This window comes from Streptococcus oralis (genome assembly GCF_001075675.1).
Classification (GTDB): domain Bacteria; phylum Bacillota; class Bacilli; order Lactobacillales; family Streptococcaceae; genus Streptococcus; species Streptococcus oralis_V.
This window is the reverse complement of record NZ_JUNW01000041.1, coordinates 1-24,497: the sequence shown is the minus strand read 5'-3', so window position 1 is coordinate 24,497 and position 24,497 is coordinate 1. Positions and strand designations below refer to the sequence as shown.

The 24,497-nt window shown below is 42.6% G+C and carries 21 protein-coding genes and 1 pseudogene; 19 read left to right on the top strand and 3 right to left on the bottom strand.

Features of this window, described 5'->3' with window-relative positions; genetic code table 11:
* Positions 1–70: 70 nt before the first annotated feature.
* On the bottom strand, positions 71–1,327 hold the full coding sequence (tyrS, locus tag ADM50_RS05950; RefSeq protein WP_000546906.1) for a tyrosine--tRNA ligase: 1,257 nt from the start codon (positions 1,325–1,327) through the stop codon (positions 71–73).
* A gap of 140 nt (positions 1,328–1,467) precedes the next feature.
* On the opposite strand from tyrS, the gene pbp1b reads away from it, so the two are divergent.
* The 6 genes from pbp1b to ADM50_RS05920 all read left to right on the top strand — a co-directional run bounded on the left by pbp1b (position 1,468) and on the right by ADM50_RS05920 (position 8,153).
* Positions 1,468–3,969 carry a penicillin-binding protein PBP1B gene (pbp1b, locus tag ADM50_RS05945; protein WP_049484845.1) on the top strand — a complete coding sequence of 834 codons (2,502 nt, stop codon included), beginning with the start codon at positions 1,468–1,470 and terminating at the stop codon, positions 3,967–3,969.
* Positions 3,970–4,044: 75 nt separating this feature from the next.
* A complete protein-coding gene (locus ADM50_RS05940; RefSeq protein WP_049484844.1) occupies positions 4,045–4,956 on the top strand; it encodes a DMT family transporter in 912 nt (303 codons plus the stop codon).
* An 84-nt stretch (positions 4,957–5,040) separates the two neighbouring features.
* Entirely contained in the window at positions 5,041–5,739 is a 699-nt protein-coding gene (gene dapD, locus ADM50_RS05935) for a 2,3,4,5-tetrahydropyridine-2,6-dicarboxylate N-acetyltransferase (RefSeq protein WP_049484843.1), read from the top strand.
* 68 nt (positions 5,740–5,807) lie between these two features.
* Positions 5,808–6,938 carry an N-acetyldiaminopimelate deacetylase gene (locus tag ADM50_RS05930; protein ID WP_049484842.1) on the top strand — a complete coding sequence of 377 codons (1,131 nt, stop codon included), beginning with the start codon at positions 5,808–5,810 and terminating at the stop codon, positions 6,936–6,938.
* 11 nt (positions 6,939–6,949) lie between these two features.
* The gene (locus tag ADM50_RS05925) at positions 6,950–7,489 is read left to right on the top strand and encodes a 5-formyltetrahydrofolate cyclo-ligase (protein WP_049484841.1); all 540 of its coding nucleotides are present in this window, start codon (positions 6,950–6,952) and stop codon (positions 7,487–7,489) included.
* Positions 7,473–8,153, top strand: a complete 681-nt coding sequence (locus tag ADM50_RS05920; protein ID WP_049484840.1) for a rhomboid family intramembrane serine protease — start codon at positions 7,473–7,475, stop codon at positions 8,151–8,153. The genes ADM50_RS05925 and ADM50_RS05920 overlap by 17 nt, the downstream gene beginning before the upstream one ends.
* A gap of 121 nt (positions 8,154–8,274) precedes the next feature.
* Here the strand turns inward: ADM50_RS05920 and galU are convergent, their stop codons facing one another.
* The gene (gene galU / locus ADM50_RS05915) at positions 8,275–9,174 is read right to left on the bottom strand and encodes a UTP--glucose-1-phosphate uridylyltransferase GalU (RefSeq protein WP_000811028.1); all 900 of its coding nucleotides are present in this window, start codon (positions 9,172–9,174) and stop codon (positions 8,275–8,277) included.
* A gap of 21 nt (positions 9,175–9,195) precedes the next feature.
* A complete protein-coding gene (locus tag ADM50_RS05910; RefSeq protein WP_049484839.1) occupies positions 9,196–10,212 on the bottom strand; it encodes an NAD(P)H-dependent glycerol-3-phosphate dehydrogenase in 1,017 nt (338 codons plus the stop codon).
* Between the two features lie 206 nt (positions 10,213–10,418).
* Between ADM50_RS05910 and ADM50_RS05905 the strand changes: the two genes are divergently transcribed.
* From ADM50_RS05905 to ADM50_RS05845, 13 genes and pseudogenes are all read left to right on the top strand, one after another.
* Positions 10,419–12,125 carry an ABC transporter ATP-binding protein gene (locus tag ADM50_RS05905; RefSeq protein ID WP_049484838.1) on the top strand — a complete coding sequence of 569 codons (1,707 nt, stop codon included), beginning with the start codon at positions 10,419–10,421 and terminating at the stop codon, positions 12,123–12,125.
* A 1-nt stretch (position 12,126) separates the two neighbouring features.
* Positions 12,127–13,893: an ABC transporter ATP-binding protein gene (locus ADM50_RS05900; protein ID WP_049484837.1), complete on the top strand. Its 1,767-nt coding sequence runs from the start codon at positions 12,127–12,129 to the stop codon at positions 13,891–13,893.
* 139 nt (positions 13,894–14,032) lie between these two features.
* Complete coding sequence (locus tag ADM50_RS05895) at positions 14,033–14,722, top strand: gamma-glutamyl-gamma-aminobutyrate hydrolase family protein (protein WP_049484836.1); 690 nt, start codon at positions 14,033–14,035, stop codon at positions 14,720–14,722.
* Positions 14,723–14,893: 171 nt separating this feature from the next.
* A complete protein-coding gene (locus ADM50_RS05890) occupies positions 14,894–16,243 on the top strand; it encodes a glucose-6-phosphate isomerase (protein ID WP_000018239.1) in 1,350 nt (449 codons plus the stop codon).
* A gap of 183 nt (positions 16,244–16,426) precedes the next feature.
* Positions 16,427–17,227: an SDR family oxidoreductase gene (locus tag ADM50_RS05885; protein WP_038804195.1), complete on the top strand. Its 801-nt coding sequence runs from the start codon at positions 16,427–16,429 to the stop codon at positions 17,225–17,227.
* Between the two features lie 62 nt (positions 17,228–17,289).
* Entirely contained in the window at positions 17,290–19,116 is a 1,827-nt protein-coding gene (locus ADM50_RS05880) for a BglG family transcription antiterminator (protein WP_002902101.1), read from the top strand.
* A complete protein-coding gene (locus ADM50_RS05875) occupies positions 19,116–19,613 on the top strand; it encodes a transcriptional regulator GutM (RefSeq protein WP_002902102.1) in 498 nt (165 codons plus the stop codon). Before ADM50_RS05880 ends, ADM50_RS05875 begins: the two co-directional genes overlap by 1 nt.
* Positions 19,610–20,155: a PTS glucitol/sorbitol transporter subunit IIC gene (gene srlA, locus ADM50_RS05870; protein ID WP_049484835.1), complete on the top strand. Its 546-nt coding sequence runs from the start codon at positions 19,610–19,612 to the stop codon at positions 20,153–20,155. Before ADM50_RS05875 ends, srlA begins: the two co-directional genes overlap by 4 nt.
* A gap of 13 nt (positions 20,156–20,168) precedes the next feature.
* Positions 20,169–21,149: a PTS glucitol/sorbitol transporter subunit IIB gene (gene srlE / locus ADM50_RS05865; RefSeq protein WP_009660130.1), complete on the top strand. Its 981-nt coding sequence runs from the start codon at positions 20,169–20,171 to the stop codon at positions 21,147–21,149.
* A gap of 98 nt (positions 21,150–21,247) precedes the next feature.
* A complete protein-coding gene (locus ADM50_RS05860; protein WP_049484834.1) occupies positions 21,248–21,619 on the top strand; it encodes a PTS glucitol/sorbitol transporter subunit IIA in 372 nt (123 codons plus the stop codon).
* A gap of 196 nt (positions 21,620–21,815) precedes the next feature.
* Positions 21,816–22,292: pseudogene (gene pgi / locus ADM50_RS05855) on the top strand (glucose-6-phosphate isomerase); the annotation flags it as partial.
* A gap of 127 nt (positions 22,293–22,419) precedes the next feature.
* A complete protein-coding gene (gene gltX, locus ADM50_RS05850; protein ID WP_049484833.1) occupies positions 22,420–23,880 on the top strand; it encodes a glutamate--tRNA ligase in 1,461 nt (486 codons plus the stop codon).
* A gap of 12 nt (positions 23,881–23,892) precedes the next feature.
* Positions 23,893–24,327, top strand: coding sequence for a cytidine deaminase family protein (locus ADM50_RS05845; RefSeq protein ID WP_000382000.1), 435 nt, complete (start codon positions 23,893–23,895; stop codon positions 24,325–24,327).
* Positions 24,328–24,497 lie beyond the last annotated feature (170 nt).

The window sequence follows — 24,497 nt, the reverse complement described above, 5'->3', positions numbered from 1 at the left end:
TTATTAACAGCAAAAAGGAGTTACCTTTCTCGAGGTTAACTCCTTTGTTTATAGATAAATGTTGAACAGTTTAGTAAGTCAATACAAAGTATTTTTTCTTACCACGACGGATAACAGTGAGTTCGTTCTCTAACTTATCTGCGTCATTCAAGACATAGTCAAGGTCTTGGATACGATCACCGTTGACGTAGATAGCTCCATTTTGAACATCCTCGCGGGCTTGACGTTTTGAATTAACCACACCAGAAGATACGAGGAGTTCTACGATGTTGTGATTTTCGTCTGCCTGTACTTGGTAGTTTGGCACTCCACGAAGTCCTTGTTTGAGTTCTTTGACAGAAAGGTTTTTGATGTTTCCAGCAAAGAGTTGCTCAGTGATGTTGAGGGCTTCTTTGTAGGCTTCTTCTCCGTGGACAAGAGTCACGACTTCACGAGCCAAGACTTTTTGAGCCAAGCGTTCATGAGGAGCAGCCTCAAACTGCTTGCGGATGTCTTCAATCTCATCTAGTGACAAGAAAGTAAAGATTTTCAAGAAGCGAACAGCGTCAGCGTCCATGACATTCATCCAGAATTGGTACATTTCGTATGGAGAAGTCTTTTCAGGATTGAGCCAGACTGCATTTCCTTCAGATTTACCAAATTTCTTACCAGTTGCATCTGTAATGAGTGGCACTGTGATAACGTGACCAGTCTTGTCAGCCTTACGACGAAGCAATTCGGTACCTGCAGTCATATTTCCCCATTGGTCAGAACCACCGATTTGTAGGGTGACGTTGTGCTCTTGGTTAAGGACGTAGAAATCATACCCTTGCATGATTTGGTAGGCAAACTCAGTGTAAGAAATCCCTGTTTCAATCCGTTTCTTCACAGACTCTTTGCTCATCATGTAGTTGACAGTAAAGTATTTTCCGACGTCACGGAGGAAGTCAATGAAGCTGATGCTGCCAAACCAGTCGTAGTTGTTGACCATGACAGCTTTATTTTCACCATTTTCAAAGTCAAGAAAACGAGAAAGTTGTCCTTGGATAGACTTGACCCAGCCCTCTACTGTGTCTTTTGTTTGGAGACTACGCTCAGCATCTTTGAAGGACGGATCTCCGATGAGACCTGTAGCACCGCCAACGAGCGCATAAGGTTTGTGACCTGCTAATTGCAAGCGACGACTGGTCAAGATTGCGACAAGGTGACCGAGGTGAAGACTGTCAGCAGTTGGATCGTAGCCAGTATAATAAGAAACTTGACCTTCTTCTAGGGCTTTACGCAAAGCTTCTTCATCAGTCGTTTGAAAAATCAAACCACGCTCTTTTAGCTCATCAAAAATGTGCATATGTCTTTTCTCCTTTTTAAAATATTGTTTCTACCTATTGTATCACAAACTTGGGCAATAGCCTAGTAGAATAGGGAAGAAAGTGGCTATTTTATTGAAAGTTTACCTTTTATGGTATAATAGAGAAAGTGAGGACATTCATGAAAAAAAGAATTGATGAATTAAAAACAAAAATGCTGCATTTTTTCCAGCAACTAACTGCCAAATGGAAGAAAAAACAAGCAAGTAAAAAGACTGATAAGAAAGTAGCTTCTTCTAACAAACTCAAAAGGGTAGGGTCCATTTTTGCTAAGATTTTGAGTGCTTTTAAAGTGACCTTCAACACTCTCTTTATTCTAGCCTTTATCGGAGGTCTGTTGGGAGCGGGTGTGGCCATGGGCTATGGGGTTGCTCTATTTGACAAAGTCAAGGTGCCTCAAACAGAGGAATTGGTCAAACAAGTGAAGGATATTGCCTCCATCTCAGAAATCACTTATTCTGACGGTAGTACCATTGCCTCAATCGAGGGCGATTTATTGCGCACTTCAGTCGCTTCAGATGCTATCTCAGACACCCTTAAGAAAGCTATTGTTGCGACAGAGGACGAGCATTTCCATGAGCACAAGGGAGTTGTGCCTAAGGCCGTTATTCGTGCGACTCTGGGAACCTTTGTCGGTTTGGGATCGTCTAGTGGTGGTTCGACCTTGACGCAGCAGGTCATCAAGCAGCAAGTGGTGGGGGATGCTCCAACTCTGGCTCGTAAGGCTAAAGAGATTATTGATGCTCTAGCTTTAGAACGGGCCATGGGTAAGGATGAGATCTTGACAACCTATCTTAACATTGCTCCTTTTGGACGCAATCACAAGGGCCAAAATATTGCAGGTGCGCAGCAGGCTGCAGAGGGAATTTTTGGAGTTAATGCATCGGATTTGACAATACCTCAAGCCGCCTTTATCGCAGGTTTGCCACAGAGTCCTATTAGTTATTCTCCTTATGAATCTGACGGCAGTATGAAGAGCGATGAGGATATGGCCTTGGGAATCAAGCGTGCCAAGGATGTCCTCTACAATATGTATCGGACAGGAGCTCTGAGTCAGGAAGACTACGACAAGTACAAGGATTATGACTTCAAGCAAGACTTTCTGCCATCAGGTAGTGTCAGTGGTACTTCGCGCGACTATCTCTACTATGCAACCTTGGCAGAAGCAACTAATCGGATGTACGACTACCTTATCCAGAGAGATAATGTTTCTGCGCAAGAGCAAAAAAATGAATCGATCCAGAAAGCTTATCGCGATCTAGCGACGAAGGAAATCGAGAATGGTGGCTATAAGATCACCACGACTATTAATAAAAACGTCCACACTGCTATGCAAAATGCAGTTGCTAACTACGGCAGTTTGGTAGATGATTCGACAGGCCAGCCTGAAGTAGGGAATGTCCTCATGGACAACCAAACGGGAGCCATCCTTGGATTTGTTGGTGGTCGTAATTATCAAGAAAATCAGAACAATCACGCTATCGATACCAAACGTTCTCCAGCTTCAACTACTAAGCCTATACTGGCCTATGGTATCGCGATTGACCAAGGTTTGATGGGAAGTGCAAGTATCTTATCAAACTATCCGACAAACTTCTCAAACGGCAATCCTATCATGTATGTCAATAGTCCTGGTACAGCGATGATGACCTTGGGAGAAGCCCTCAACTATTCATGGAACATTCCAGCCTACTGGACTTATCGTACGCTTCGAGAGAAGGGTGTCGATGTCAAGGGCTATATGGAAAAAATGGGTTATGAAATCCCAGAATATGGCATTGAAAGTTTACCGATGGGTGGAGGAATTGAGGTTACAGTTGCCCAGCATACCAACGGATATCAGACAATAGCTAACAACGGGGTTTACCACAAGAAACACATGATTGCCAAGATCGAATCAACGGATGGTCGAGTGGTCTATGAGCATAAGGATGAGCCTGTGCAGGTTTATTCAAAAGCGACAGCAACCATCATGCAAAGTCTGCTCCGTGACGTCATTTCATCTCGGATTACTTCTAGCTTCCAGACCGACTTGGCTTCGATCAATCCAGGCCTAGCTCGTGCTGACTGGATCGGAAAAACTGGTACGACCAATGAAGATGAAAACATGTGGCTCATGCTTTCTACTCCGAGATTGACTCTAGGTGGCTGGCTAGGTCATGATGATAACCGACCGCTAGCCAAGGGTGCTGGTCACTACCGCAATGCCAAATACATGGCTTACTTGGTCAATGCTATCCAGCAAGCTGAACCTGGAATATGGGGAAATGATCGCTTTAATCTAGATTCAAGTGTGACCAAGTCCCAAGTTCTCCGATCAACAGGCCAAAAGCCCGGCAAAGTTTCCATCAATGGTAAGGAAATCGAACTTTCTGGTTCTACAGTGACAAGCTACTGGGCTACTAAAGAAGGTGCCCCAGTGACCACCTATCGCTTTGCTATTGGAGGAAGCGATGCAGATTATCTGAACGCATGGAAGAATATTCTAGGAAGCATTCCGGCAGTGACTCCTCCAAGTTCAAGCAGTGGATCAGGATCAAGTTCAAGTAGTAGCTCAGGGGCAAATTCGAACAACAACACTCAAAGTGGTTCGTCAGGTCGTTCCCGTCTATTTAATCGATAATAAAAAAGTAGCAAGAGGCAATTTTTCTTCTCTTAGCTACTTTTTTCTTTTTCTATTTCGTGTTACAATAAGGGAATGAATAAGTATCAAAAGAAGATTTTTAAGGGAACCTTGTATTCACTGTTCTCAGGTCTGATTTGGGGGATTTGCGGGATTTTAGGAGAGTATTTTTTTACTCATTACCCAGTATCGTCTGGTTGGATTACCTCTATGCGTTTGCTGGTGGCGGGGAGTTTGGTTTTAGCTTTATCTGCCTTTCAGTTGCGTGGTCGCTTGTTGGATATCTGGAAAGATAAGAAAAATTATCTACCTTTTTTAGCCTATGCTATTCTAGGTATTTTTTCTGTGCAGTTTTTCTTTTATCTCTGTGTTGAGTATTCGAATGCGACGACGGCAACCATTTTACAATTTATCAGCCCCGTTTTTATTTTGTTTTACAATCGCATTGTCTACCAGAAGAAGGCTTCGATTACAGCGATTCTCTATGTTTTGATTGCCATGCTAGGTGTTTTTTTGATGGCTACGAAAGGGGACTTGTCCCAGTTGTCCATGACACCCTTGGCTTTAGTGACAGGCTTGCTCAGTGCAGTAGGGGTCATGTTTAATGTTATCCTACCCCAGCGTTTTGCACGGCGCTACGGATTTGTTCCGACTGTTGGTTGGGGGATGATTCTGGCAGGGCTCTTTAGTAATCTGCTCTATCCAGTCCATCATGTCACCTTCCAATTGGATGCTACCAGCTTGTTGATTTGTTTGATTATTGCCGTATTTGGAACAGCTTTTGCCTTCTTCCTGTCTATGAAGGCCGTCTCTCTCGTTTCTCCTCTGGTTGTCTCTGTAGTGAGCGCTAGCGAACCGCTCTCTTCAGCTTTATTAAGTGTTCTTTTTTTGGGATTGGTCATGGATGGTTTTTTGGCCTTAGCTATGGTGTTGATTATCGTTCCGATGATTTTCTTATCTGTAGAAGAGGTAAAACAAGCCAGGTAAAGATGATTATTTGATAGTTGAGGCTTCAAATTTGAGGCCTTTTTTGGTAGAATAGGTATCATTATAACGAACCAGGAGGCACCTATGACTGCTACAAAAATGAACGCCCAAGAAATTATCCAATTTATCGCCAATGCTGAAAAGAAAACCAGTGTCAAAGTAACTTTTGAGGGAGAACTTGCAACTGCTGTACCAAGCTCTGTTGTCAAACTAGGAAATGTTTTATTCGGAGACTGGAAGGATGTTGCTCCGCTTCTTGAAGGTTTAGTAGAAAATCAAGACTATATTGTTGAGCAAGATGCTCGTAATTCTGCAGTTCCTTTACTGGATAAACGTGATATCAACGCTCGTATTGAGCCAGGTGCTATTATCCGTGACCAGGTGGAAATTGGTGACAATGCTGTTATCATGATGGGAGCTGTTATCAATATCGGTGCTGAAATCGGTGCAGGAACCATGATTGACATGGGTGCCATCCTTGGTGGCCGTGCCATCGTTGGAAAAAACAGCCACGTTGGTGCAGGTGCAGTTTTGGCGGGTGTGATTGAGCCAGCTAGTGCTGAACCAGTCCGTGTCGGAGACAATGTTCTTATCGGTGCTAATGCAGTGGTTATCGAAGGGGTGCAAATCGGCAGTGGTTCAGTTGTCGCTGCAGGAGCTATCGTTACCCAAGATGTCCCAGAAAATGTGGTGGTAGCAGGTGTTCCGGCTCGTATCATCAAAGAAATTGATGCCCAAACCCAACAAAAAACAGCGCTTGAGGATGCGCTTCGTACCTTGTAATTGTAAAAGTAAAAAAGAGGCGGATACTTCTTCCAGCCTCTTTCTTCTATCAAAAGGAGGATCGATAGATGTTAGATTTGATTCAGACTAGACGAGATTTACACCAGATTCCAGAGATTGGCTTGGAAGAGTTCAAGACTCAGGCTTATTTGCTGGATGTGATTGAAAAATTGACTACGGGCAAGGATTTTGTTCAAATTCGAACTTGGCGGACAGGGATTTTGGTCTACCTGCAGGGAAGTCAGCCGGAACGAACCATTGGTTGGCGAACAGACATTGATGGCTTGCCTATCGTCGAACAAACAGGACTGCCTTTTGCCTCTCAGCACCAAGGTCGCATGCATGCCTGTGGCCATGATTTTCATATGACCATTGCCTTGGGCTGTTTAGAACGTGCTCTTGAGGAGCAACCCAAGAATAATCTGCTTTTTCTGTTTCAACCTGCTGAAGAAAATGAAGCTGGTGGCATGCTCATGTATGAGGACGGTGCTTTTGGGGACTGGCTACCAGACCAGTTCTATGGACTCCATGTTCGTCCGGATTTGAAAGTTGGTCAGATTGCGACCAATACACATACGCTCTTTGCAGGGACTTGTGAAGTGAAGATTCGTTTCAAAGGAAAAGGGGGGCACGCTGCTTTTCCACATGAGGCCAATGATGCCTTGGTGGCTGCTAGCTACTTTATCACTCAGGTGCAGTCAGTGGTTAGCCGCAATGTTAATCCAATCGAGGGAGCAGTGGTGACCTTTGGTGTTTTCCAAGCTGGTGTTGCGAATAATGTCATCACAGATACAGCCTTTTTACATGGTACCATTCGCGCCTTGACTCAGGACATGAGCCTCTTGGTACAAAAAAGAGTCAAGACAGTCGCAGAAGGGGTTGCAGCAGCCTTTGATATGGAAGTCGAAGTAGAACTCAAGCAAGGAGGCTACCTACCTGTAGAGAACAATCCAGCCTTGGCGCGTGAACTGATGGACTTTTTTGAAGAGAAAGATGGAATCGAGTTGATTGATATCGAGCCTGCTATGACTGGTGAGGACTTTGGTTATCTCCTTTCGAAGGTAGATGGCGTTATGTTCTGGCTAGGTATCGATAGTCCCTACGCCCTTCATCACCCTCAGATGAGCCCTAAGGAAGAAGCCTTAGCCATTGGGGTAGATGCGGTCTCTAGTTTCTTGAAAAAGAAGGCAGCAGAGTAGAGGAGTTGTCTATGAAAGCAGAACTACGCAAGCAAGTCTTGCAAGAAATGAAGACTCTATCTCAGGAACAAAAACAGGCTATGGATCGAGCTTTAACTGAGCGATTTTTAAAGCATCCCTTTTACCAAGAAGCCAAGACCATCGCAACCTATCTCTCCTTCCCTCATGAATTTCAAACGCAAGAACTGATTGAGCAGGCGCTGAAGGACGACAAAAAGGTTCTGATACCCAAAACCTATCCCAAGGGGCGCATGGAATTTGTGGTCTATCATCCGCAGCAGTTGGCAAAAACTTCCTTTGGTTTACTGGAACCGCAAGGAGACTTGGAAGTGGTGGAACCGTCTCAGATTGATTTAATTCATGTTCCGGGCTTGGCTTTTACAACAGAGGGCTATCGGATCGGATATGGTGGAGGATACTACGACCGCTATCTAGAACATTTTGCTGGGCATACCATGAGTACAATCTATCCTTGTCAAGTTCAGGAGTTTAACTCGGAAAATCATGATATTCCCGTCCAGGAGGTGCTAATCTATGAAGGAAATCTTTGATAAACGTTATCCTGTGACTAGTTTCTTCCTCCTAGTAACCGCATTGGTCTTTCTCTTGATGTTGGTTCTTACAGGTTTAAATTTTGAACGAGCAGATACCTTGCTTCAGTTTGGAGCCATGTATGGAGCGATCATTCGCCTGTTCCCTGAGCAGATTTGGCGCCTTTTTTCGGCTATATTTGTGCATATCGGATGGGAGCATTTCATTGTCAATATGATTTCGCTCTACTTTCTTGGACGACAGGTGGAGGAGATTTTCGGTTCTAAGCAGTTCTTCTTTCTCTATCTATTATCTGGAATGATGGGCAATCTCTTTGTTTTTGCTTTCACACCGAAAGTTGTCGCTGCTGGGGCATCCACTTCCCTATACGGGCTATTTGCTGCGATTATCGTTTTGCGCTACGCGACTCGCAGCCCCTATATCCAGCAGTTGGGGCAATCCTACCTGACGCTTTTCGTGATAAATATCATTGGAAGTGTTCTGATTCCAGGAATCAGCCTAGCAGGGCATATTGGCGGTGCAGTAGGCGGTGCCTTTCTAGCAGTCATCTTCCCAGTCAAATGGGAGAGAAGGATGTACAGTACTAGCCAGCGAATCGGAGCAACTGTACTTTTTATCGCACTAGCCATTTTCCTTTGCTATAAGGGAATGAACTATGTGTAGGGGGGAATAGTTAAAAGCGAGCACCGATTCGGTTGCTAATAAGTCATCTGCAAAGATGGCTTTTTTTATTGCAAGCTTCAACAAAAAAACAAAGCCCTTATTTAAGAGCTTTGTTTTTCTTCTATTCCCCCTCAGCTAACTCTTTCCCAAGTTGGATGAGGTAGTCTTTCAAGTCGTCTTTAACTTGTGGGTGTTTGAGAGCGTAGTCGATGGATGTTTTCATAAAGCCAAACTTGTCCCCGACATCGTAACGAGCCCCCTTGAACTCACGAGCAAACACACGTTGTGTTTTATTGAGGGTATCGATTGCATCTGTCAGCTGAATTTCATTGCCTGCACCTGGAGCTTGGTTTTCGAGGATTTGGAAAATTTCAGGAGTGAGGAGGTAGCGTCCGATGATAGCAAGGTCGCTAGGAGCATCCTCTGGTGCAGGTTTTTCAACGAAGGTTTCAACGCTGTAAAGGCCGTCTTTTCCTTCCCCTTGCGGGGCAATAACCCCGTAAGCAGAGACTTCGTCGTGAGGGACTGGCATGACAGCGATAGTAGACGCGTGGGTACGCTCGTAGTCATCCATGAGTTGTTTGGTAAGTGGAACAGCCTTTTCGTTCGTGATATCCATCAAGTCATCACCAAGCATAACGACAAAAGGTTCATTTCCGACGAAAGCTTTGGCTTGCAAGACAGCATCTCCGAGACCACGTGGATGCGTTTGGCGGATAAAATGCAGGCGCATGCCGGTTGTTTCATCAACTAGCTTCAGAAGATCTGTTTTCCCTTTTTCTTTGAGGTTGTATTCCAATTCGAAGTTTGAATCGAAGTGGTCCTCGATAGAACGTTTTGACTTACCAGTAACAACCAAGATATCTTCGATACCAGATTTGAGAGCTTCTTCAACGATAAACTGGATAGTGGGCTTGTCTACGATTGGCAACATTTCCTTGGCCAAGGCCTTAGTTGCTGGGAGGAAGCGAGTTCCCAATCCAGCGGCTGGGATGACTGCTTTTCTGACTTTTTGTTTCATGATGTTCCTTTCTATAAAGGTCTATGACCATTCGTTTTCTGCTTTAAATTCATTGCTCATGATGTCAGTGATTGCTTCTTTGATATTGACACCTTCGTAGATAACTCGGTAAATAGCCTGTGTGATTGGCATGTAGACATCCAATTCCTGAGCCAGCTCGTAAGCTGCTCGAGTTGTTGAAATGCCTTCGATGACCATACCCATGTTTGCTTCGATGTCTGCGAGGGATTCTCCACGACCGAGAGCATCACCGGCCCTCCAGTTACGAGAGTGGACAGATGTCCCCGTTACAATCAAATCTCCAACTCCAGAAAGGCCGCTATAAGTCAGAGGATTAGCTCCAAGAGCGACCCCTAGACGGGTGATTTCAGCTAAGCCACGGGCAATGATAGCCGCCTTGGCATTGTCGCCAAACCCTAGACCATGTAGTGCCCCAGCACCAACTGCAATGATGTTTTTGAGAGCACCAGCGGTTTCAACTCCGATAACATCCGTATTAGTATAGAGACGGAAGTAGTGATTGCTAAAGAGATTTTGGACGTACTGAGCAGTTTCAAGATCTTTAGAGGCTGCAGTGATCAAGGTAATATCCCGTACAATCGTTTCCTCAGCATGGCTAGGTCCTGAAACAACAACGACTTCACTACGGAGGTCAGCTGGAATTTCCTCTTCAAGAATGGTTGAGAGGCGTTTGTGGCTATCTGGTTCCAAGCCTTTGGAGGCATGCATGATGACAACCTTGTGATCGAGCACCTTTGCTACTTGTTGGGCAACCAGTCTTGTTACTTTTGTTGGGACCACAAATAAAACAGCATCCACATCCTTTAGTGTTTCTTCCAAATCATGATAGGCTTTGATTTTTTCGTCGAGTAGGATATCTTTGAAATAGCGTTTGTTTGTATGCTGGTTATTAATTTCATCGATTTGTTCAGGGACATTTCCCCAAATGCGAACTTCGTGTCCATTGTCGTTTAGGACCTGCGAAAGGGCAGTTCCCCAAGAACCAGGACCCAAGACAGCGATGGTTTGTTTCTTCATCTTTTCCTCCTTGTAAGAGTTCTTCCTTTCATTTTACCATAAAAAGCCTTTTCATGCATCTGCTGTGGGTGAAAGCGTATTATTTTATAATAAGTAGACTTTTTTGACAAGAGTTCTCTTTTTTGCTAGAATAACATCAATATGAACGAATGAGAAGGAGCTGACGCAGGATGTCGCTCCCTTTATCTATTTTATTAGGAGGAATTATGCTCATTAAAAAAATAAAAACCTATAAATGGCAGGCCTTGGCATCTCTGATGATGACAGGCTTGATGGTTGCGAGCTCGCTCTTGCAACCGCGCTATTTGCAAGAGGTGTTAGAGGCATTGTTGGCTGGTCAACATGAGGCTATTTATAGTATTGGTGCATGGCTGATAGGAGTAGCCCTAGTCGGTCTGGTGGCAGGAGGGGTCAATGTGACACTTGCAGCCTATATTGCCCAAGGAGTGTCTTCGGACCTTCGTGAAGACGCTTTTCGCAAGATCCAGACTTTTTCTTATGCTAATATCGAGCAATTCAATGCGGGTAACCTTGTCGTCCGTATGACCAATGATATCAACCAAATTCAGAACGTGGTGATGATGGCTTTTCAAATTCTTTTCCGTCTCCCTCTTCTCTTTATCGGTTCCTTTATTTTGGCGGTTCACACTCTTCCATCACTTTGGTGGGTGATTGTTCTCATGGTGCTCTTGATCTTTGCACTAACTGCTATCATGATGGGGATGATGGGGCCACGATTTGCTAAGTTTCAAACCCTTCTTGAACGGATTAATGCTATCGCCAAAGAAAATTTACGTGGTGTGCGCGTGGTCAAATCCTTTGTACAAGAAAAAGCACAATTTGACAAATTTACCGATGTTTCTGATGAACTTCTCGGCCAAAATCTTTATATCGGTTATGCCTTCTCAGTTATAGAACCCGTTATGATGCTAGTCGGCTATGGAGCGGTCTTCCTCTCTATCTGGTTGGTGGCTGGAATGGCTCAGTCAGATCCGTCTGTAGTGGGCTCTATTGCTTCATTTGTCAACTATCTCAGCCAGATTATCTTTACCATCATCATGGTTGGATTTTTAGGAAATTCTGTCAGCCGTGCCATGATTTCTTTGCGTCGTATCCGCGAAATTCTAGATACTGAGCCAGCGATGATCTTTAAAGATCTCCCAGATGAAGAGTTAGAAGGAAGTCTCTCTTTTGAAAATGTGACCTTTACCTATCCCAATGATGACGAGCCTATGCTGAAGAATGTAACCTTTGATGTTGCGCCTGGTCAGATGGTGGGTGTGGTTGGGGCTACTGGAGCAGGGAAGTCCACTCTAGCTCAGTTAATTCCACGACTTTTTGATCCACAGGAGGGATCTATCAAGATTGGTGGCAAGGATATTCGAGACGTTAGCGAGGGAACTTTGCGTAAAACAGTTTCCATTGTCTTGCAACGTGCTATTCTCTTTAGCGGGACCATTGCAGATAATCTTCGTCAAGGAAAAGGCAATGCCAGCGTGTCAGAAATGGAACGTGCAGCACGGATTGCCCAAGCCAGCGAATTTATCGGACGCATGGAAAACAAATTTGAGAGTCAGGTCGAAGAACGAGGCACCAATTTTTCTGGTGGACAAAAACAACGGATGTCCATTGCCCGTGGGATTGTCAGCAATCCCCGTATCCTGATTTTTGACGATTCGACTTCGGCCTTGGATGCCAAGTCAGAGAGACTCGTGCAGGAAGCTTTAAACAAAGACCTGAAAGGGACAACAACCATTATCATCGCTCAAAAGATCAGTTCAGTCGTCCATGCGGACAAGATTTTGGTCTTGGACCAAGGACGCTTGATTGGAGAAGGAAGGCATGCAGACTTGGTAGCTAACAATGCCGTCTACCGCGAAATCTACGAAACACAAAAGGGAAAGGAGGAATAAAATGAAAACTGTTCGATTTTTCTGGAATTATTTTAAAGTTTACAAGTTCTCCTTTGTCATTGTGGTTCTGATGGTTGCAGTTGCGACGATTGCCCAAGCCCTCTTTCCAGTTTTTTCAGGTCAAGCAGTGACGGAACTCGCTAACCTAGTTCTGGCTTATCAAAATGGAACTTCCGAACTAGCCTGGCAGAGTTTATCAGCTCTGATGCTGAATCTAGCTCTGGTTGTCCTCGCCTTAGTGGTATCCAGTTTGATTTACATGACCTTGATGACCCGTGTGATTGCTGAGTCAACAAATGAGATGCGTAAGGGCCTCTTTGGCAAACTTTCTCGTTTAACGGTTTCTTTCTTTGACCGCCATCAGGATGGTGACATCCTCTCTCGCTTTACGAGTGACTTGGATAACATCCTTCAAGCCTTCAATGAAAGCCTAGTTCAGGTCATGAGCAATATTGCTCTTTACATCGGTTTGATTTTTGTCATGTTTTCAAGAAATGTGACGCTAGCCCTGATAACAGTAGCCAGTACTCCAGTGGCCTTTCTCATGTTGGTCTTCATCGTGAAAATGGCCCGCAAGTACACTAATCTCCAGCAAAAAGAGGTTGGGAAACTAAACGCCTACATGGACGAGAGTATTTCTGGACAGAAAGCTGTTATCGTACAAGGAATTCAAGATGATATCGTAGCAGGCTTTGTGGAGCAAAATGAGCGCGTGCGCAAGGCAACTTTTAAAGGGAGAATGTTCTCAGGCATCCTCTTTCCAGTTATGAATGGGATGAGCTTGGTCAATACGGCCATCGTCATTTTTGCTGGTTCTGCGGTCCTGCTGAACGATCCAAGTATCGAAACAACAACAGCCCTAGGTTTGATTGTCATGTTTACCCAATTTTCTCAGCAGTACTACCAGCCGATTATCCAGGTGGCTGCGAGTTGGGGGAGCCTCCAGTTGGCCTTTACTGGGGCGGATCGTATCCAAGAAATGTTCGATGCAGAAGAAGAGATTCGTCCGCAAAATGCCCCTGCCTTTACGGAATTGCGAGAAGGCGTTGAAATCAGTCACATTGATTTCTCTTATGTGCCAGACAAGCCGATTTTAAAAGATGTTAGCATTTCAGCTCCTAAGGGGCAGATGATAGCAGTTGTCGGTCCGACTGGCTCAGGGAAAACGACCATCATGAACCTCATCAATCGTTTCTACGATGTGGATGCAGGCAGCATTTGCTTTGATGGCAAAGACATTCGTGACTACGACTTGGACAGCCTGCGGAGTAAGGTCGGTATTGTCTTGCAGGATTCGGTCTTGTTTAGTGGAACGATCCGGGACAATATCCGCTTTGGTGTGCCAGATGCCAGTCAGGAAATGGTCGAAGCAGCTGCCAAGGCAACTCATATTCATGACTACATTGAAAGCTTGCCTGACAAGTATGATACCCTTATTGATGATGAGCAAAACATCTTCTCAACTGGTCAGAAACAATTGATTTCCATCGCCCGGACCTTGATGACAGATCCCCAAGTCCTAATCTTAGATGAAGCGACTTCCAATGTGGATACCGTAACAGAAAGCAAGATTCAACATGCCATGGAGGCAGTTGTAGCAGGTCGAACCAGTTTTGTCATTGCCCATCGTCTCAAGACCATCCTCAATGCCGATCAGATTATTGTCCTCAAAGATGGGGAGGTCATTGAACGTGGAAATCATCACGAGTTGCTCAAGCTTGGTGGCTTCTACTCAGAACTGTATCACAATCAATTTGTCTTCGAATAAAAAAGAAGTTGTCCTCGTTGGGCAGCTTTTTCTTATCCATAAAAAATACTTATCACGGTCTTTAAAAAAACATATTAGACAGGAAAGGGTTGGAGTGATAAGATAAGACTGTCGCAAGAAAATCGAAAGGAGACACATCATGGCTAGAACGGTTGTAGGAGTTGCTGCGAATCTATGTCCTGTAGATGCAGAAGGGAAAAACATCCACTCATCTGTATCCTGTAAATTTGCAGAGAGCATTCGTCAGGTCGGCGGTCTCCCTTTAGTGATTCCTGTTGGTGATGAGTCCGTTGTTCGCGATTATGTGGAAATGATTGACAAACTGATCTTGACAGGTGGGCAAAATGTCCATCCTCAGTTTTATGGAGAGAAAAAAACCATCGAGAGCGATGATTACAACCTTGCTCGTGATGAATTTGAATTGGCACTCTTAAGAGAAGCACTCCATCAGAATAAGCCAATTATGGCAATCTGTCGTGGGGTTCAGCTGGTCAATGTTGCTTTTGGCGGCACCCTCCACCAAGAAATTGAGGGTCACTGGCAAGGCTTGCCTTTTGGAACATCTCATTCTATTGAGACAGTGGAAGGAAGCGTGGTGGCTAAGTTGTTTGGCAAAGAAAGTCAGGTCAACTCAGTCCATCGTCAAAGTATTAAAGATCTGGCGCCTAATTTCCGTGTGACAGCGGTGGATCCTCGAGACCAGACCATCGAAGCGATTGAGTCTATCGACGAGCATCGTATCATTGGTTTGCAGTGGCATCCAGAATTTTTGGTCAATAAAGAGGATGGCAACTTAGAATTATTTGAGTATTTATTGAATGAATTGTAACGACTGGAAACCTAGTCGTTTTTTTGTCTTATTTCGTTCAAATTTTAATATTGTAACATTTTTTACGCAAATGTTTAAATTATGATAAAATTTGGAAAAATTCAGTATAAAAACTTGAAAAAATCTAAGGTAAGGGTTATGATAGAAGAGAAGAAATTTTGGAGGAATATTATGTCACATATTAAATTTGATTATTCAAAAGTATTAGATAAATTTGTTGCACCACATGAACTAGATTATATGCAGCCTCAAGTGACTGCAGCAGATTCTGCTCTGAGAAATGGTACAGGTCCTGGGGCAGAAATGACTGGCTGGTTGAACTTACCTGAAGAATATGACAAAGATGAATTTGCTCGTATTCAAAAGGCTGCTGCTAAAATCCAATCTGATAGTGAGGTATTGATCGTAATCGGTATTGGTGGTTCCTATTTAGGAGCTCGTGCAGCTATTGATTTCTTGAATAATTCATTTGTAAACTTGCAAAGAAAGGAAGAACGCAAGGCACCTCAGATCCTCTATGCTGGAAACTCTATCTCTTCAAGCTATTTGGCTGATTTGGTAGACTATGTATCAGACAAAGATTTCTCAGTAAACGTGATTTCTAAATCAGGTACAACAACTGAACCGGCTATTGCTTTCCGTGTCTTCAAAGAACTCTTGGTTAAGAAGTACGGTCAAGAAGAAGCTAACCAACGTATCTACGCAACTACAGACCGCGCTAAAGGTGCAGTTAAGGTTGAAGCAGATGCTAATGGCTGGGATACTTTTGTAGTGCCTGATAGTGTAGGTGGTCGTTTTACAGTATTGACAGCAGTGGGGCTCTTGCCAATCGCAGCTGCAGGAGCTGATATCAGCAAGTTAATGGAAGGAGCAAATGCTGCTCGCAAGGCTTATGCTTCTGATAAGTTGGCTGAAAATGAAGCATATCAATATGCAGTTGTACGCAATATCTTGTACCGTAAAGGTTATCTGACAGAAGTTCTAGCTAACTATGAACCATCTCTGCAATACTTCTCTGAGTGGTGGAAGCAACTGGCTGGTGAGTCAGAAGGGAAAGACCAAAAAGGGATTTATCCAACTTCAGCTAACTTCTCAACAGACTTGCACTCTCTGGGACAATTTATCCAGGAAGGTACCCGTATCCTCTTTGAAACAGTTATCCGTGTAGATAAACCTCGCAAAAATGTGCTGATTCCTGAATTGGCAGAAGACTTGGACGGTCTTGGCTACTTGCAAGGAAAAGATGTTGACTTTGTCAATAAAAAAGCTACAGATGGAGTGCTGTTAGCACACACTGATGGTGGAGTTCCAAATATGTTTGTGACACTGCCTGAGCAAGATGAGTTCACTTTGGGCTACACTATTTACTTCTTTGAGTTGGCTATTGCTCTTTCTGGCTACCTGAATGGTATCAATCCATTTGACCAGCCTGGAGTTGAAGCTTATAAGAAAAACATGTTTGCTCTTCTTGGGAAACCAGGCTTTGAAGAGCTGGGTGCTGAGTTGAATGCACGCCTTTGATTCTCATATGCTTTGAGTTCATTTAGAATATAAAAAGATCCACAAGTTCATTTCTTGTGGATTTTTAGTACAAGCCTCTTAATTAGTTTATTATTTTTTTTAAAAGTGTAAAAAAGAGTGTCTTAATTCTTTTATGAAAGCGCTGTATAATTGCCTTGTAAATAAAATTTGAGAGGTATCAAAATGAATGATTGGTTAAACATAAAAGGCAAAACAGTTCTTGTGACTGGCGCGTCATCTGGGATCGGTAAGGCAATCGTTGAAGAATTGCTGGAATTAGGAGTCAATGTAGCGAATTTTGATCTTAGCGACAACGATTTGCGTCACCCGAATCTATTATTTGTAAAAGTTGATGTAACTTCTCGCTCTGAAGTAGAAGAGGGTGTTGCCAAAATAGTTGAAAGATTTGGCAATATTGATGCGGTAGTCAATAATGCAGGGATTAATGTTCCCAGATTATTAATTGATGCAGAAAATCCTAAAGGTCCTTACGAGTTAGACGATGAAACGTTTGAAAAAGTAACAATGATTAATCAAAAAGGTTTGTATTTGGTTAGTCAGGCAGTAGGACGTATTTTAGTGAAAAATGGAAAAGGTGTAATTGTGAACATGGCTTCAGAAGCAGGCTTGGAAGGTTCTGAAGGACAAAGTGCCTATGCTGCAACAAAAGCAGCAGTCTATAGTTACACTCGTTCATGGGCGAAAGAGCTGGGTAAGCATGGTGTACGTGTGGTTGGAATTGCTCCAGGAATTATGGAAGCTACGGGTCTTCGAACTCTTTCTTACGAGGAAGCTCTTGCTTATACCCGTGGAAAGACGGTAGAAGATATTCGAGCTGGTTATGCTTCAACTTCAACGACTCCATTGGGACGGAGTGGGAAACTACGGGAAGTAGCTGATCTTGTAGCGTTCTATATTTCAGACCGTTCTAGCTATATAACAGGTGTCACTACAAATATTGCCGGAGGTAAAACTCGCGGTTAAAACAATGAAGGTAGGGAAGAGAGTTGACCTTAGTAAATCGGTGGTATAATATTTTAGATAAAATGGTCTCGCAGCCAACTTATTCCTTGGTAGATATGCGCTCAGAACTGGATATTAGCTTGCAAACCTTGCAAAAGAGTATCCAACAATTAAATGATGTTTTGGCTCCTAATATCCAGATTATCGCACAAGATGATCAGTTAATGTTAGAAGTGTATGACTATACAGAGTTGGAAAGGATTTTATCTGGTAGTTTAAAACAGGAGAGTGACTTCAATTCTTCCAGTAAAAGAATTGCCTATTTGCTAAAACGTTTAATTGAGTCAACCTCCCCTCTTCTTATTGACGACTTGGCTGAGGAAGTAGGTGTTAGTAGAAGTACCCTTAATAAGGATTTAAAACAAGTAAAATCTTTGGCAGAGAGTTACTCTATCACTATTTCAGGAAAGCCCAACCGTGGGCTGGAGGTCTTGGGGAGCGAGCTGAATTTGCGCTTGCTCTATATTCACCAAGTGGCTCCTTACTTTGAAGGAAGGACACTCACTGAGGCAACATCTTCTTTTCTGGAGACGCTAGTCCAGGACTATAAAATCCCTAAAGAAACACAGGAACTCCTTCGAAAGACCATTTCAATTATGGTGGAGCGTATTCATACATCTAGAGTGTTGAATTGTCCTATTCCTTACTATAGGAATGATTTAACAGAGACACCTTTAGCTGAGAAATTAATCTATCATATTGAAATGACTTATAAGATTTCCCTCAGTCAGTTTGAGATAGACTTTTTGTGTTTTCCGTTTAATGTCCGTTTTATTGACACTTTAAGCAAGACATCTTATCAATCTGAACAGCTTGCAAAGATTTTTCAAGGGATTGTCAAGAAAGTCAAAGAAACAATGTTGGTTCACTTTGATGATGAAGAATTATTTGAAGAAATCAAATCTCATCTAGGCCCCTTAATCAATCGACTGATTTTCCATGTGCAAGCTAATGATATATTTCATGGCGAGGTTCAAACTCAATATCCTTTTGCTTTTGAAATGGCAAAAATAGCTGGAGAAGAACTATCTGCAATTTTTGGTTCTGAATTGGAATTATCTGAAATCGGATATCTGGCTTTGTATTTTGAAATGATTTTAAGAAAGCAAAATTCTGCTGTAAAGGGTTCTCGCAAGCAGATAGCTGTAGTTTGCACAACAGGAAGAGGAACTGCTACGATGATTATTCAGCAACTCAGACGAGTCCTTGGAAATGATGTAGACATTACTCAGTATTCTGAAGAGGATTTTAATGTGGATTTGAATCAGGACTATTTCGCGATTTTTACGACAGTTCCTCTAAAATATAAAGATTCTAAATCTCCAGTCATTCAAGTTAATCATCTTTTTGATGATCAATGGCTGCAGGAAGAATGGCAGAGGGCCAATGCTTTTCATCAAAAAAATCTAGAAACAGTCAGCTTACGTTTTCTTCGGTTGAGCCCCCAAAAAACCTATCAGCAATACTTGCTAAATATGGTTGCAGAGTTAGAGAAACTTCAGATGATTGATGAAGGTTTTAGAAATCGGATAATTGATAGGGAGAAAAAGCAATCAACCATTTTTGGTGGAGGAATTGCCTTCCCCCATACAATTAACCAGGGTTATGCAAAGACTATTTTAATGTTCGGAAAACTAGAAGAGCCTTATCAAAAAGGAGATGAATGGATTGAATTTATCTTTCTAGTCGCCATACCCTCAGAAATTGAAAGAAAAATGGAAAGTGAATTGCTGGAATTGTATGACGATATTTTTCGAATTGCAGGAGAGCCTTCTCTAAAAGAAGCATTGAGGGCTGTAGAAACAGAGACAGAGTTTCTATCATTTTCTAAGAGCAAAGGAGTATTTTAATGAATTCGCTAATAATTTTCGCTGTGTTTGTCATGGCAGCTTATATATTTCAAATGTTCCTCGGCTGGCAGCAACTCAAAGACTTCAATAAGACCTATACGATGCTCCGAAAACTGGGGCGCGTAGCGATTGGCAGGAAGTCCGGAAGAATAAAATCCGGTACGATTGTCATGTTCGCGGTTGATGAAAACGGTCGGGTTCTTAAAGCTAGCAAAATGCAAGGAGTAACAATCTTAGCGCGTTTTCAAAATATGGATGATTATGTCGGAGAAGACATCCATTATTTTGACAAGTATAATCCTCTTGTGAGAAAAGAAAATAAGTTGATGCAATCAGTCATAGAAGATGCTAGAAAAGTCTATCTTTGGCATGAGGCAGGTATTGAGAAAGAGACAAGTTCTTCTGATTCTTTTCTGGGATTCGGCTTTTATACGAATTACTTACAATTATCTATTAAACAGTTATTTAAAAAAAATAAGAAAAGGAGTTCCTTATGAATCACATTACAGAATTTGCAGAGAGTTTTATGAAACTCTTCCAATTAGGTGGAGAAACCTTTATTAGCTGGATGACAAATATTGTACCTCTTGTCTTGATGCTATTGATTGCAATGAATACCCTTATCGCTTTCTTGGGAGAAGAGAAGGTCAATTCCTTGGCTAAGATTTCTGCCAAAAATCCTGTTAGCCGGTATATGATTTTACCTTTCATTTCAGCTTTTATGCTGGGAAATCCGATGGCAATCAGTATGGGACGTTTCTTACCAGAATATTATAAACCTAGTTTTGTAGCAGCTCAGATGCAGTTTTGCCATACTTCAAATGGTGTATTTCCACATATCAATCCTGGGGAATTATTTGTATGGATGGGAATTGCGACAGGAATTCAAACTTTAGGTTTAAGTCAAATGGACTTAGCCATTCGTTACATGCTTGTTGGGCTTGTCATGAACTTTGTAGGTGGTTGGGTAACCGATTTTACAACTGCTTATGTAGCAAAACAGCAAGGTGTTACCTTGAGTAAAACATTTGATTTATAGAAAGAGTGAAATTATGTCATATAAGAGTATAAAAGTTGTTAAAGGAAATGGCGGTTTCGGAGGACCTTTGGTCATTACACCTAGTGAAGCTAAGCATAAATTCATCTATATTACTGGCGGCGGAGAAAAGCCAGATATTGTAGATAAAATTGCTGATTTGACCGGTATGGAAGCTGTTAATGGGTTTAAAACTTCTATCCCAGATGAGGAAATTGCTTTAGCAATCGTGGATTGTGGCGGTACTCTTCGCTGTGGTATTTATCCTAAAAAGGGAATCCCTACAATAAATATTGTTGCTACAGGGAAAAGTGGGCCTCTAGCTCAATATATAACCGAGGAAATCTATGTGTCAGCAGTTGGCCTTAATCAAATTTCTGCTGCTAATGAAGACGAAAAAGCGACAACTGTGGTAACTGAAAAGCCAACTTACGATACTAGTAAAAAAATTACAGAGCAAAAAGCTGAAACAAGTATTGTAGCACGAATTGGGATGGGCGCTGGGAAGGTCGTTGCGACTTTCAACCAGGCAGCTCGTGAAGCCATCCAAACAATGCTCAACACAATCATTCCTTTCATGGCCTTTGTTTCCTTGCTGATTGGGGTTATTCAAGGTTCAGGTGTTGGAAATTGGCTGGCAAAATTAATGGTTCCCCTAGCGGGGAACATCTGGGGACTCATTTTGATTGGCTTTATCTGTTCCTTGCCATTCCTATCTCCTTTGTTAGGCCCCGGAGCTGTTATCAGTCAGATTATCGGAACCTTAATTGGAGTCGAAATCGGAAAAGGGAATATTCCGCCCCAAATGGCTCTGCCAGCTATATTTGCTATCAACACTCAAAACGGTTGTGATTTCATTCCTGTAGCACTCGGTCTATCTGAAGCCAAGTCTGAAACAGTTGAGGTTGGTGTCCCTTCTGTGCTTTATTCACGCTTTCTCAATGGTGTTCCGCGGGTGCTAGTAGCTTGGATAGCTAGTATTGGTCTTTATCAATAGACCTTTGATAGATGCACGTAAACAAAGCAACTATTATGTTAAACTTATCTATAAGCATAAGTTTAAGACAAATTAGAGAAAGGATAAATAGGAATTAGATGAAGAAAATTTTTGAAGCTAAAGTAATTCAAGTGGGACCTGAAGCTCAGAATATGATTCAAGATGCCAATATGCTCATTTTATTTGGAGAAGAAGCGCCGGAAGATTTAGCAGAGTATTGTTTTAAGATTGATAACAAAAATCTGCTAGGTTCAATACTAGAAGGCGGCAAGCTGGTGGTAGATAATCAGGAATATTCAATTAGTTCTGTGGGAAATGTAGTAGAAAAAAATTTAACTGGACTGGGCCATATCACGATTTCTTTTGATGGTTCAAAAGAGGGGAGTCTTCCTGGTACACTCCATGTCGCAGCAGACCAAGCAGTAGTAATTGATAAAGATTCTACCATTCAGATTTTTGAAACTGCTTAACCATAATAAAATTTCAAATCAAGCAATTTAGAAAAATAAAAGTCTAAAAAATTGATTCAGAGCCTGGACAAAAAGTCCAGGCTTCTGGGTCTAAATTAGAAAAAATAGATGACGCAGTGGTTGATTGGCAAGTCAATCAAACTAGCCAGTCAGTGCAAGGGAATTTCCAGCAAATGCATCCACAAGGGGTGCTTGAACAGAAGGGAAAGACCAAAAAGGTATCTACCCAACTTCAGCAAACTTCTCAACTGACTTGCACTCATTGGGTCAATTTATCCAAGAAGGAACTCGTATCATGTTTGAAACAGTTGTCCGTGTTGACAAACCACGTAAGAACGTGATTATCCCTACTTTGGAAGAAGACCTTGATGGACTTGGTTACCTTCAAGGAAAAGACGTTGACTTTGTAAACAAAAAAGCAACTGACGGTGTTCTTCTTGCCCACACTGACGGTGATGTGCCAAACATGTACGTGACTCTTCCAGAGCAAGACGCTTTCACTCTTGGTTACACTATCTACTTCTTCGAATTGGCAATTGCCCTTTCAGGTTACTTGAATGCCATCAACCCATTTGACCAACCAGGTGTTGAAGCCTACAAACGCAACATGTTTGCCCTTCTTGGAAAACCAGGGTTTGAAGAATTGAGCAAAGAGCTTAACGCACGTCTATAATAGAAGAAAAGAGTGGCTTGCCCACTCTTTTTACTCTCTTTATTCGTAGACATTGGACTCAGGCGAGACTTGTGATATAATATAGAAAGCAAAAAGGCAGACGCCTAGAGACTTTATAGGAGAAACTATGTCAAAAGATATCCGCGTACGCTACGCACCAAGTCCAACAGGACTACTACACATCGGAAATGCCCGTACAGCATTGTTTAACTACCTTTACGCACGCCATCATGGTGGAACTTTTATCATTCGTATCGAAGATACTGACCGTAAACGCCATGTTGAGGATGGAGAACGTTCACAGCTTGAAAATCTTCGCTGGTTGGGTATGGATTGGGATGAGAGCCCAGAAACTCATGCAAACTACCGCCAGTCTGAGCGTTTGGAACTCTATCAAAAATACATCGACCAATTGCTAGCTGAAGGAAAAGCCTACAAATCTTACGTCACAGAAGAAGAGTTGGCGGCTGAGCGTGAACGCCAAGAAGCAGCTGGCGAAACACCACGTTACATCAATGAATATCTTGGTATGAGCGAAGAAGAAAAAGCTGCCTACATCGCAGAACGTGAAGCAGCTGGTATTATCCCAACTGTCCGTTTGGCTGTTAATGAGTCTGGTATCTACAAATGGCATGATATGGTCAAAGGTGATATCGAGTTTGAAGGTGGCAACATCGGTGGTGACTGGGTGATTCAAAAGAAAGATGGCTACCCAACTTACAACTTTGCTGTTGTTATTGATGACCACGATATGCAGATTTCTCATGTTATCCGCGGTGATGACCATATTGCCAACACCCCAAAACAGCTCATGGTTTATGAGGCTCTTGGTTGGGAAGCGCCAGAGTTCGGTCACATGACTTTGATCATCAACTCTGAAACGGGTAAAAAATTGTCTAAACGGGACACTAACACCCTTCAGTTTATCGAAGACTACCGTAAAAAAGGCTATCTTCCAGAAGCAGTCTTTAACTTTATTACCCTTCTTGGCTGGAACCCTGGTGGGGAAGACGAAATCTTCTCTCGTGAGGAATTGATTAAACTCTTTGATGAAAACCGCCTTAGCAAGTCTCCAGCAGCCTTCGACCAGAAGAAACTGGACTGGATGAGCAATGATTACATCAAGAGAGCTGACTTAGCAACCATCTTTGAAATGGCAAAACCATTCCTAGAAGAAGCAGGACGCTTGACTGACAAGGCCGAAAAATTGGTGGAACTCTACAAACCACAAATGAAGTCAGTGGATGAAATCGTTCCATTGACAGACCTTTTCTTCTCAGACTTCCCAGAGCTGACAGATGCTGAGCGCGAGGTCATGGCAGGAGAAACCGTTCCTGTTGTTCTAGAAGCCTTCAAAGCGAAACTAGAAGCCATGACAGATGAGGAATTTGTGACAGAAAACATCTTCCCACAAATCAAAGCAGTTCAAAAAGAAACAGGTATCAAAGGGAAAAACCTCTTCATGCCGATTCGTATTGCCGTTTCAGGTGAAATGCATGGACCAGAATTACCAGACACCATTTTCTTACTCGGACGTGAAAAGTCAATCCAGCATATTGAAAACATACTGAAAGAGATTTCTAAATAAAAAGGACTTCCGATGGATACATGGGAAAAAATGTATGAAGAAGCACGAGCCTTATACAATCCTCATGAAGTTTCTGACTTTGTTTATGCTAACCATGTTGTTGCTGCAGTAGAAGCAGAAGATGGTCAGATCTTCACAGGATTTTGTATGGAGGGCACTTGTGGCGTTTTTCATCTCTGTGCAGAACGAGCGGCTCTCTTCAATATGTATCAATTTTCAGGACAAACCAAAGTTAAGAAAATCCTCGCCTTTCGAGATAAACCTCCCTACGGCGAAGGATCAGGTATGCCCTGTGGCGCTTGCAGAGAATTTCTCTTAGAATTGAATGCTGAAAACAAAGAAGCAGAGTTCATGATGGACTACGAAACAAGAAAAACAATTAAGGTTGCCGAGTTGATTCCTTACTGGTGGGGAGAGGAACGTGCGACAAATTGGAAAGATAAATAGAAGGAGTCAGTTTAACTGGCTCTTTCCCTAATCTTTTCAGAATTTCGGTAAAGAGGAAAAAAGTCCTTGACAAAGGTAAAAAAGTAGGTATAATAGAAAGAGTTGAAAAACTCAGGTCCGTTGGTCAAGGGGTTAAGACACCGCCTTTTCACGGCGGTAACACGGGTTCG

Coding starts and splice junctions, on each gene's coding strand:
- tyrS (WP_000546906.1), bottom strand. CDS start 1,327: ATGCACATTTTTGATGAGCTAAAAGAGCGTGGTTTGATTTTTCAAACG.
- pbp1b (WP_049484845.1), top strand. CDS start 1,468: ATGAAAAAAAGAATTGATGAATTAAAAACAAAAATGCTGCATTTTTTC.
- ADM50_RS05940 (WP_049484844.1), top strand. CDS start 4,045: ATGAATAAGTATCAAAAGAAGATTTTTAAGGGAACCTTGTATTCACTG.
- dapD (WP_049484843.1), top strand. CDS start 5,041: ATGACTGCTACAAAAATGAACGCCCAAGAAATTATCCAATTTATCGCC.
- ADM50_RS05930 (WP_049484842.1), top strand. CDS start 5,808: ATGTTAGATTTGATTCAGACTAGACGAGATTTACACCAGATTCCAGAG.
- ADM50_RS05925 (WP_049484841.1), top strand. CDS start 6,950: ATGAAAGCAGAACTACGCAAGCAAGTCTTGCAAGAAATGAAGACTCTA.
- ADM50_RS05920 (WP_049484840.1), top strand. CDS start 7,473: ATGAAGGAAATCTTTGATAAACGTTATCCTGTGACTAGTTTCTTCCTC.
- galU (WP_000811028.1), bottom strand. CDS start 9,174: ATGAAACAAAAAGTCAGAAAAGCAGTCATCCCAGCCGCTGGATTGGGA.
- ADM50_RS05910 (WP_049484839.1), bottom strand. CDS start 10,212: ATGAAGAAACAAACCATCGCTGTCTTGGGTCCTGGTTCTTGGGGAACT.
- ADM50_RS05905 (WP_049484838.1), top strand. CDS start 10,419: ATGCTCATTAAAAAAATAAAAACCTATAAATGGCAGGCCTTGGCATCT.
- ADM50_RS05900 (WP_049484837.1), top strand. CDS start 12,127: ATGAAAACTGTTCGATTTTTCTGGAATTATTTTAAAGTTTACAAGTTC.
- ADM50_RS05895 (WP_049484836.1), top strand. CDS start 14,033: ATGGCTAGAACGGTTGTAGGAGTTGCTGCGAATCTATGTCCTGTAGAT.
- ADM50_RS05890 (WP_000018239.1), top strand. CDS start 14,894: ATGTCACATATTAAATTTGATTATTCAAAAGTATTAGATAAATTTGTT.
- ADM50_RS05885 (WP_038804195.1), top strand. CDS start 16,427: ATGAATGATTGGTTAAACATAAAAGGCAAAACAGTTCTTGTGACTGGC.
- ADM50_RS05880 (WP_002902101.1), top strand. CDS start 17,290: ATGGTCTCGCAGCCAACTTATTCCTTGGTAGATATGCGCTCAGAACTG.
- ADM50_RS05875 (WP_002902102.1), top strand. CDS start 19,116: ATGAATTCGCTAATAATTTTCGCTGTGTTTGTCATGGCAGCTTATATA.
- srlA (WP_049484835.1), top strand. CDS start 19,610: ATGAATCACATTACAGAATTTGCAGAGAGTTTTATGAAACTCTTCCAA.
- srlE (WP_009660130.1), top strand. CDS start 20,169: ATGTCATATAAGAGTATAAAAGTTGTTAAAGGAAATGGCGGTTTCGGA.
- ADM50_RS05860 (WP_049484834.1), top strand. CDS start 21,248: ATGAAGAAAATTTTTGAAGCTAAAGTAATTCAAGTGGGACCTGAAGCT.
- gltX (WP_049484833.1), top strand. CDS start 22,420: ATGTCAAAAGATATCCGCGTACGCTACGCACCAAGTCCAACAGGACTA.
- ADM50_RS05845 (WP_000382000.1), top strand. CDS start 23,893: ATGGATACATGGGAAAAAATGTATGAAGAAGCACGAGCCTTATACAAT.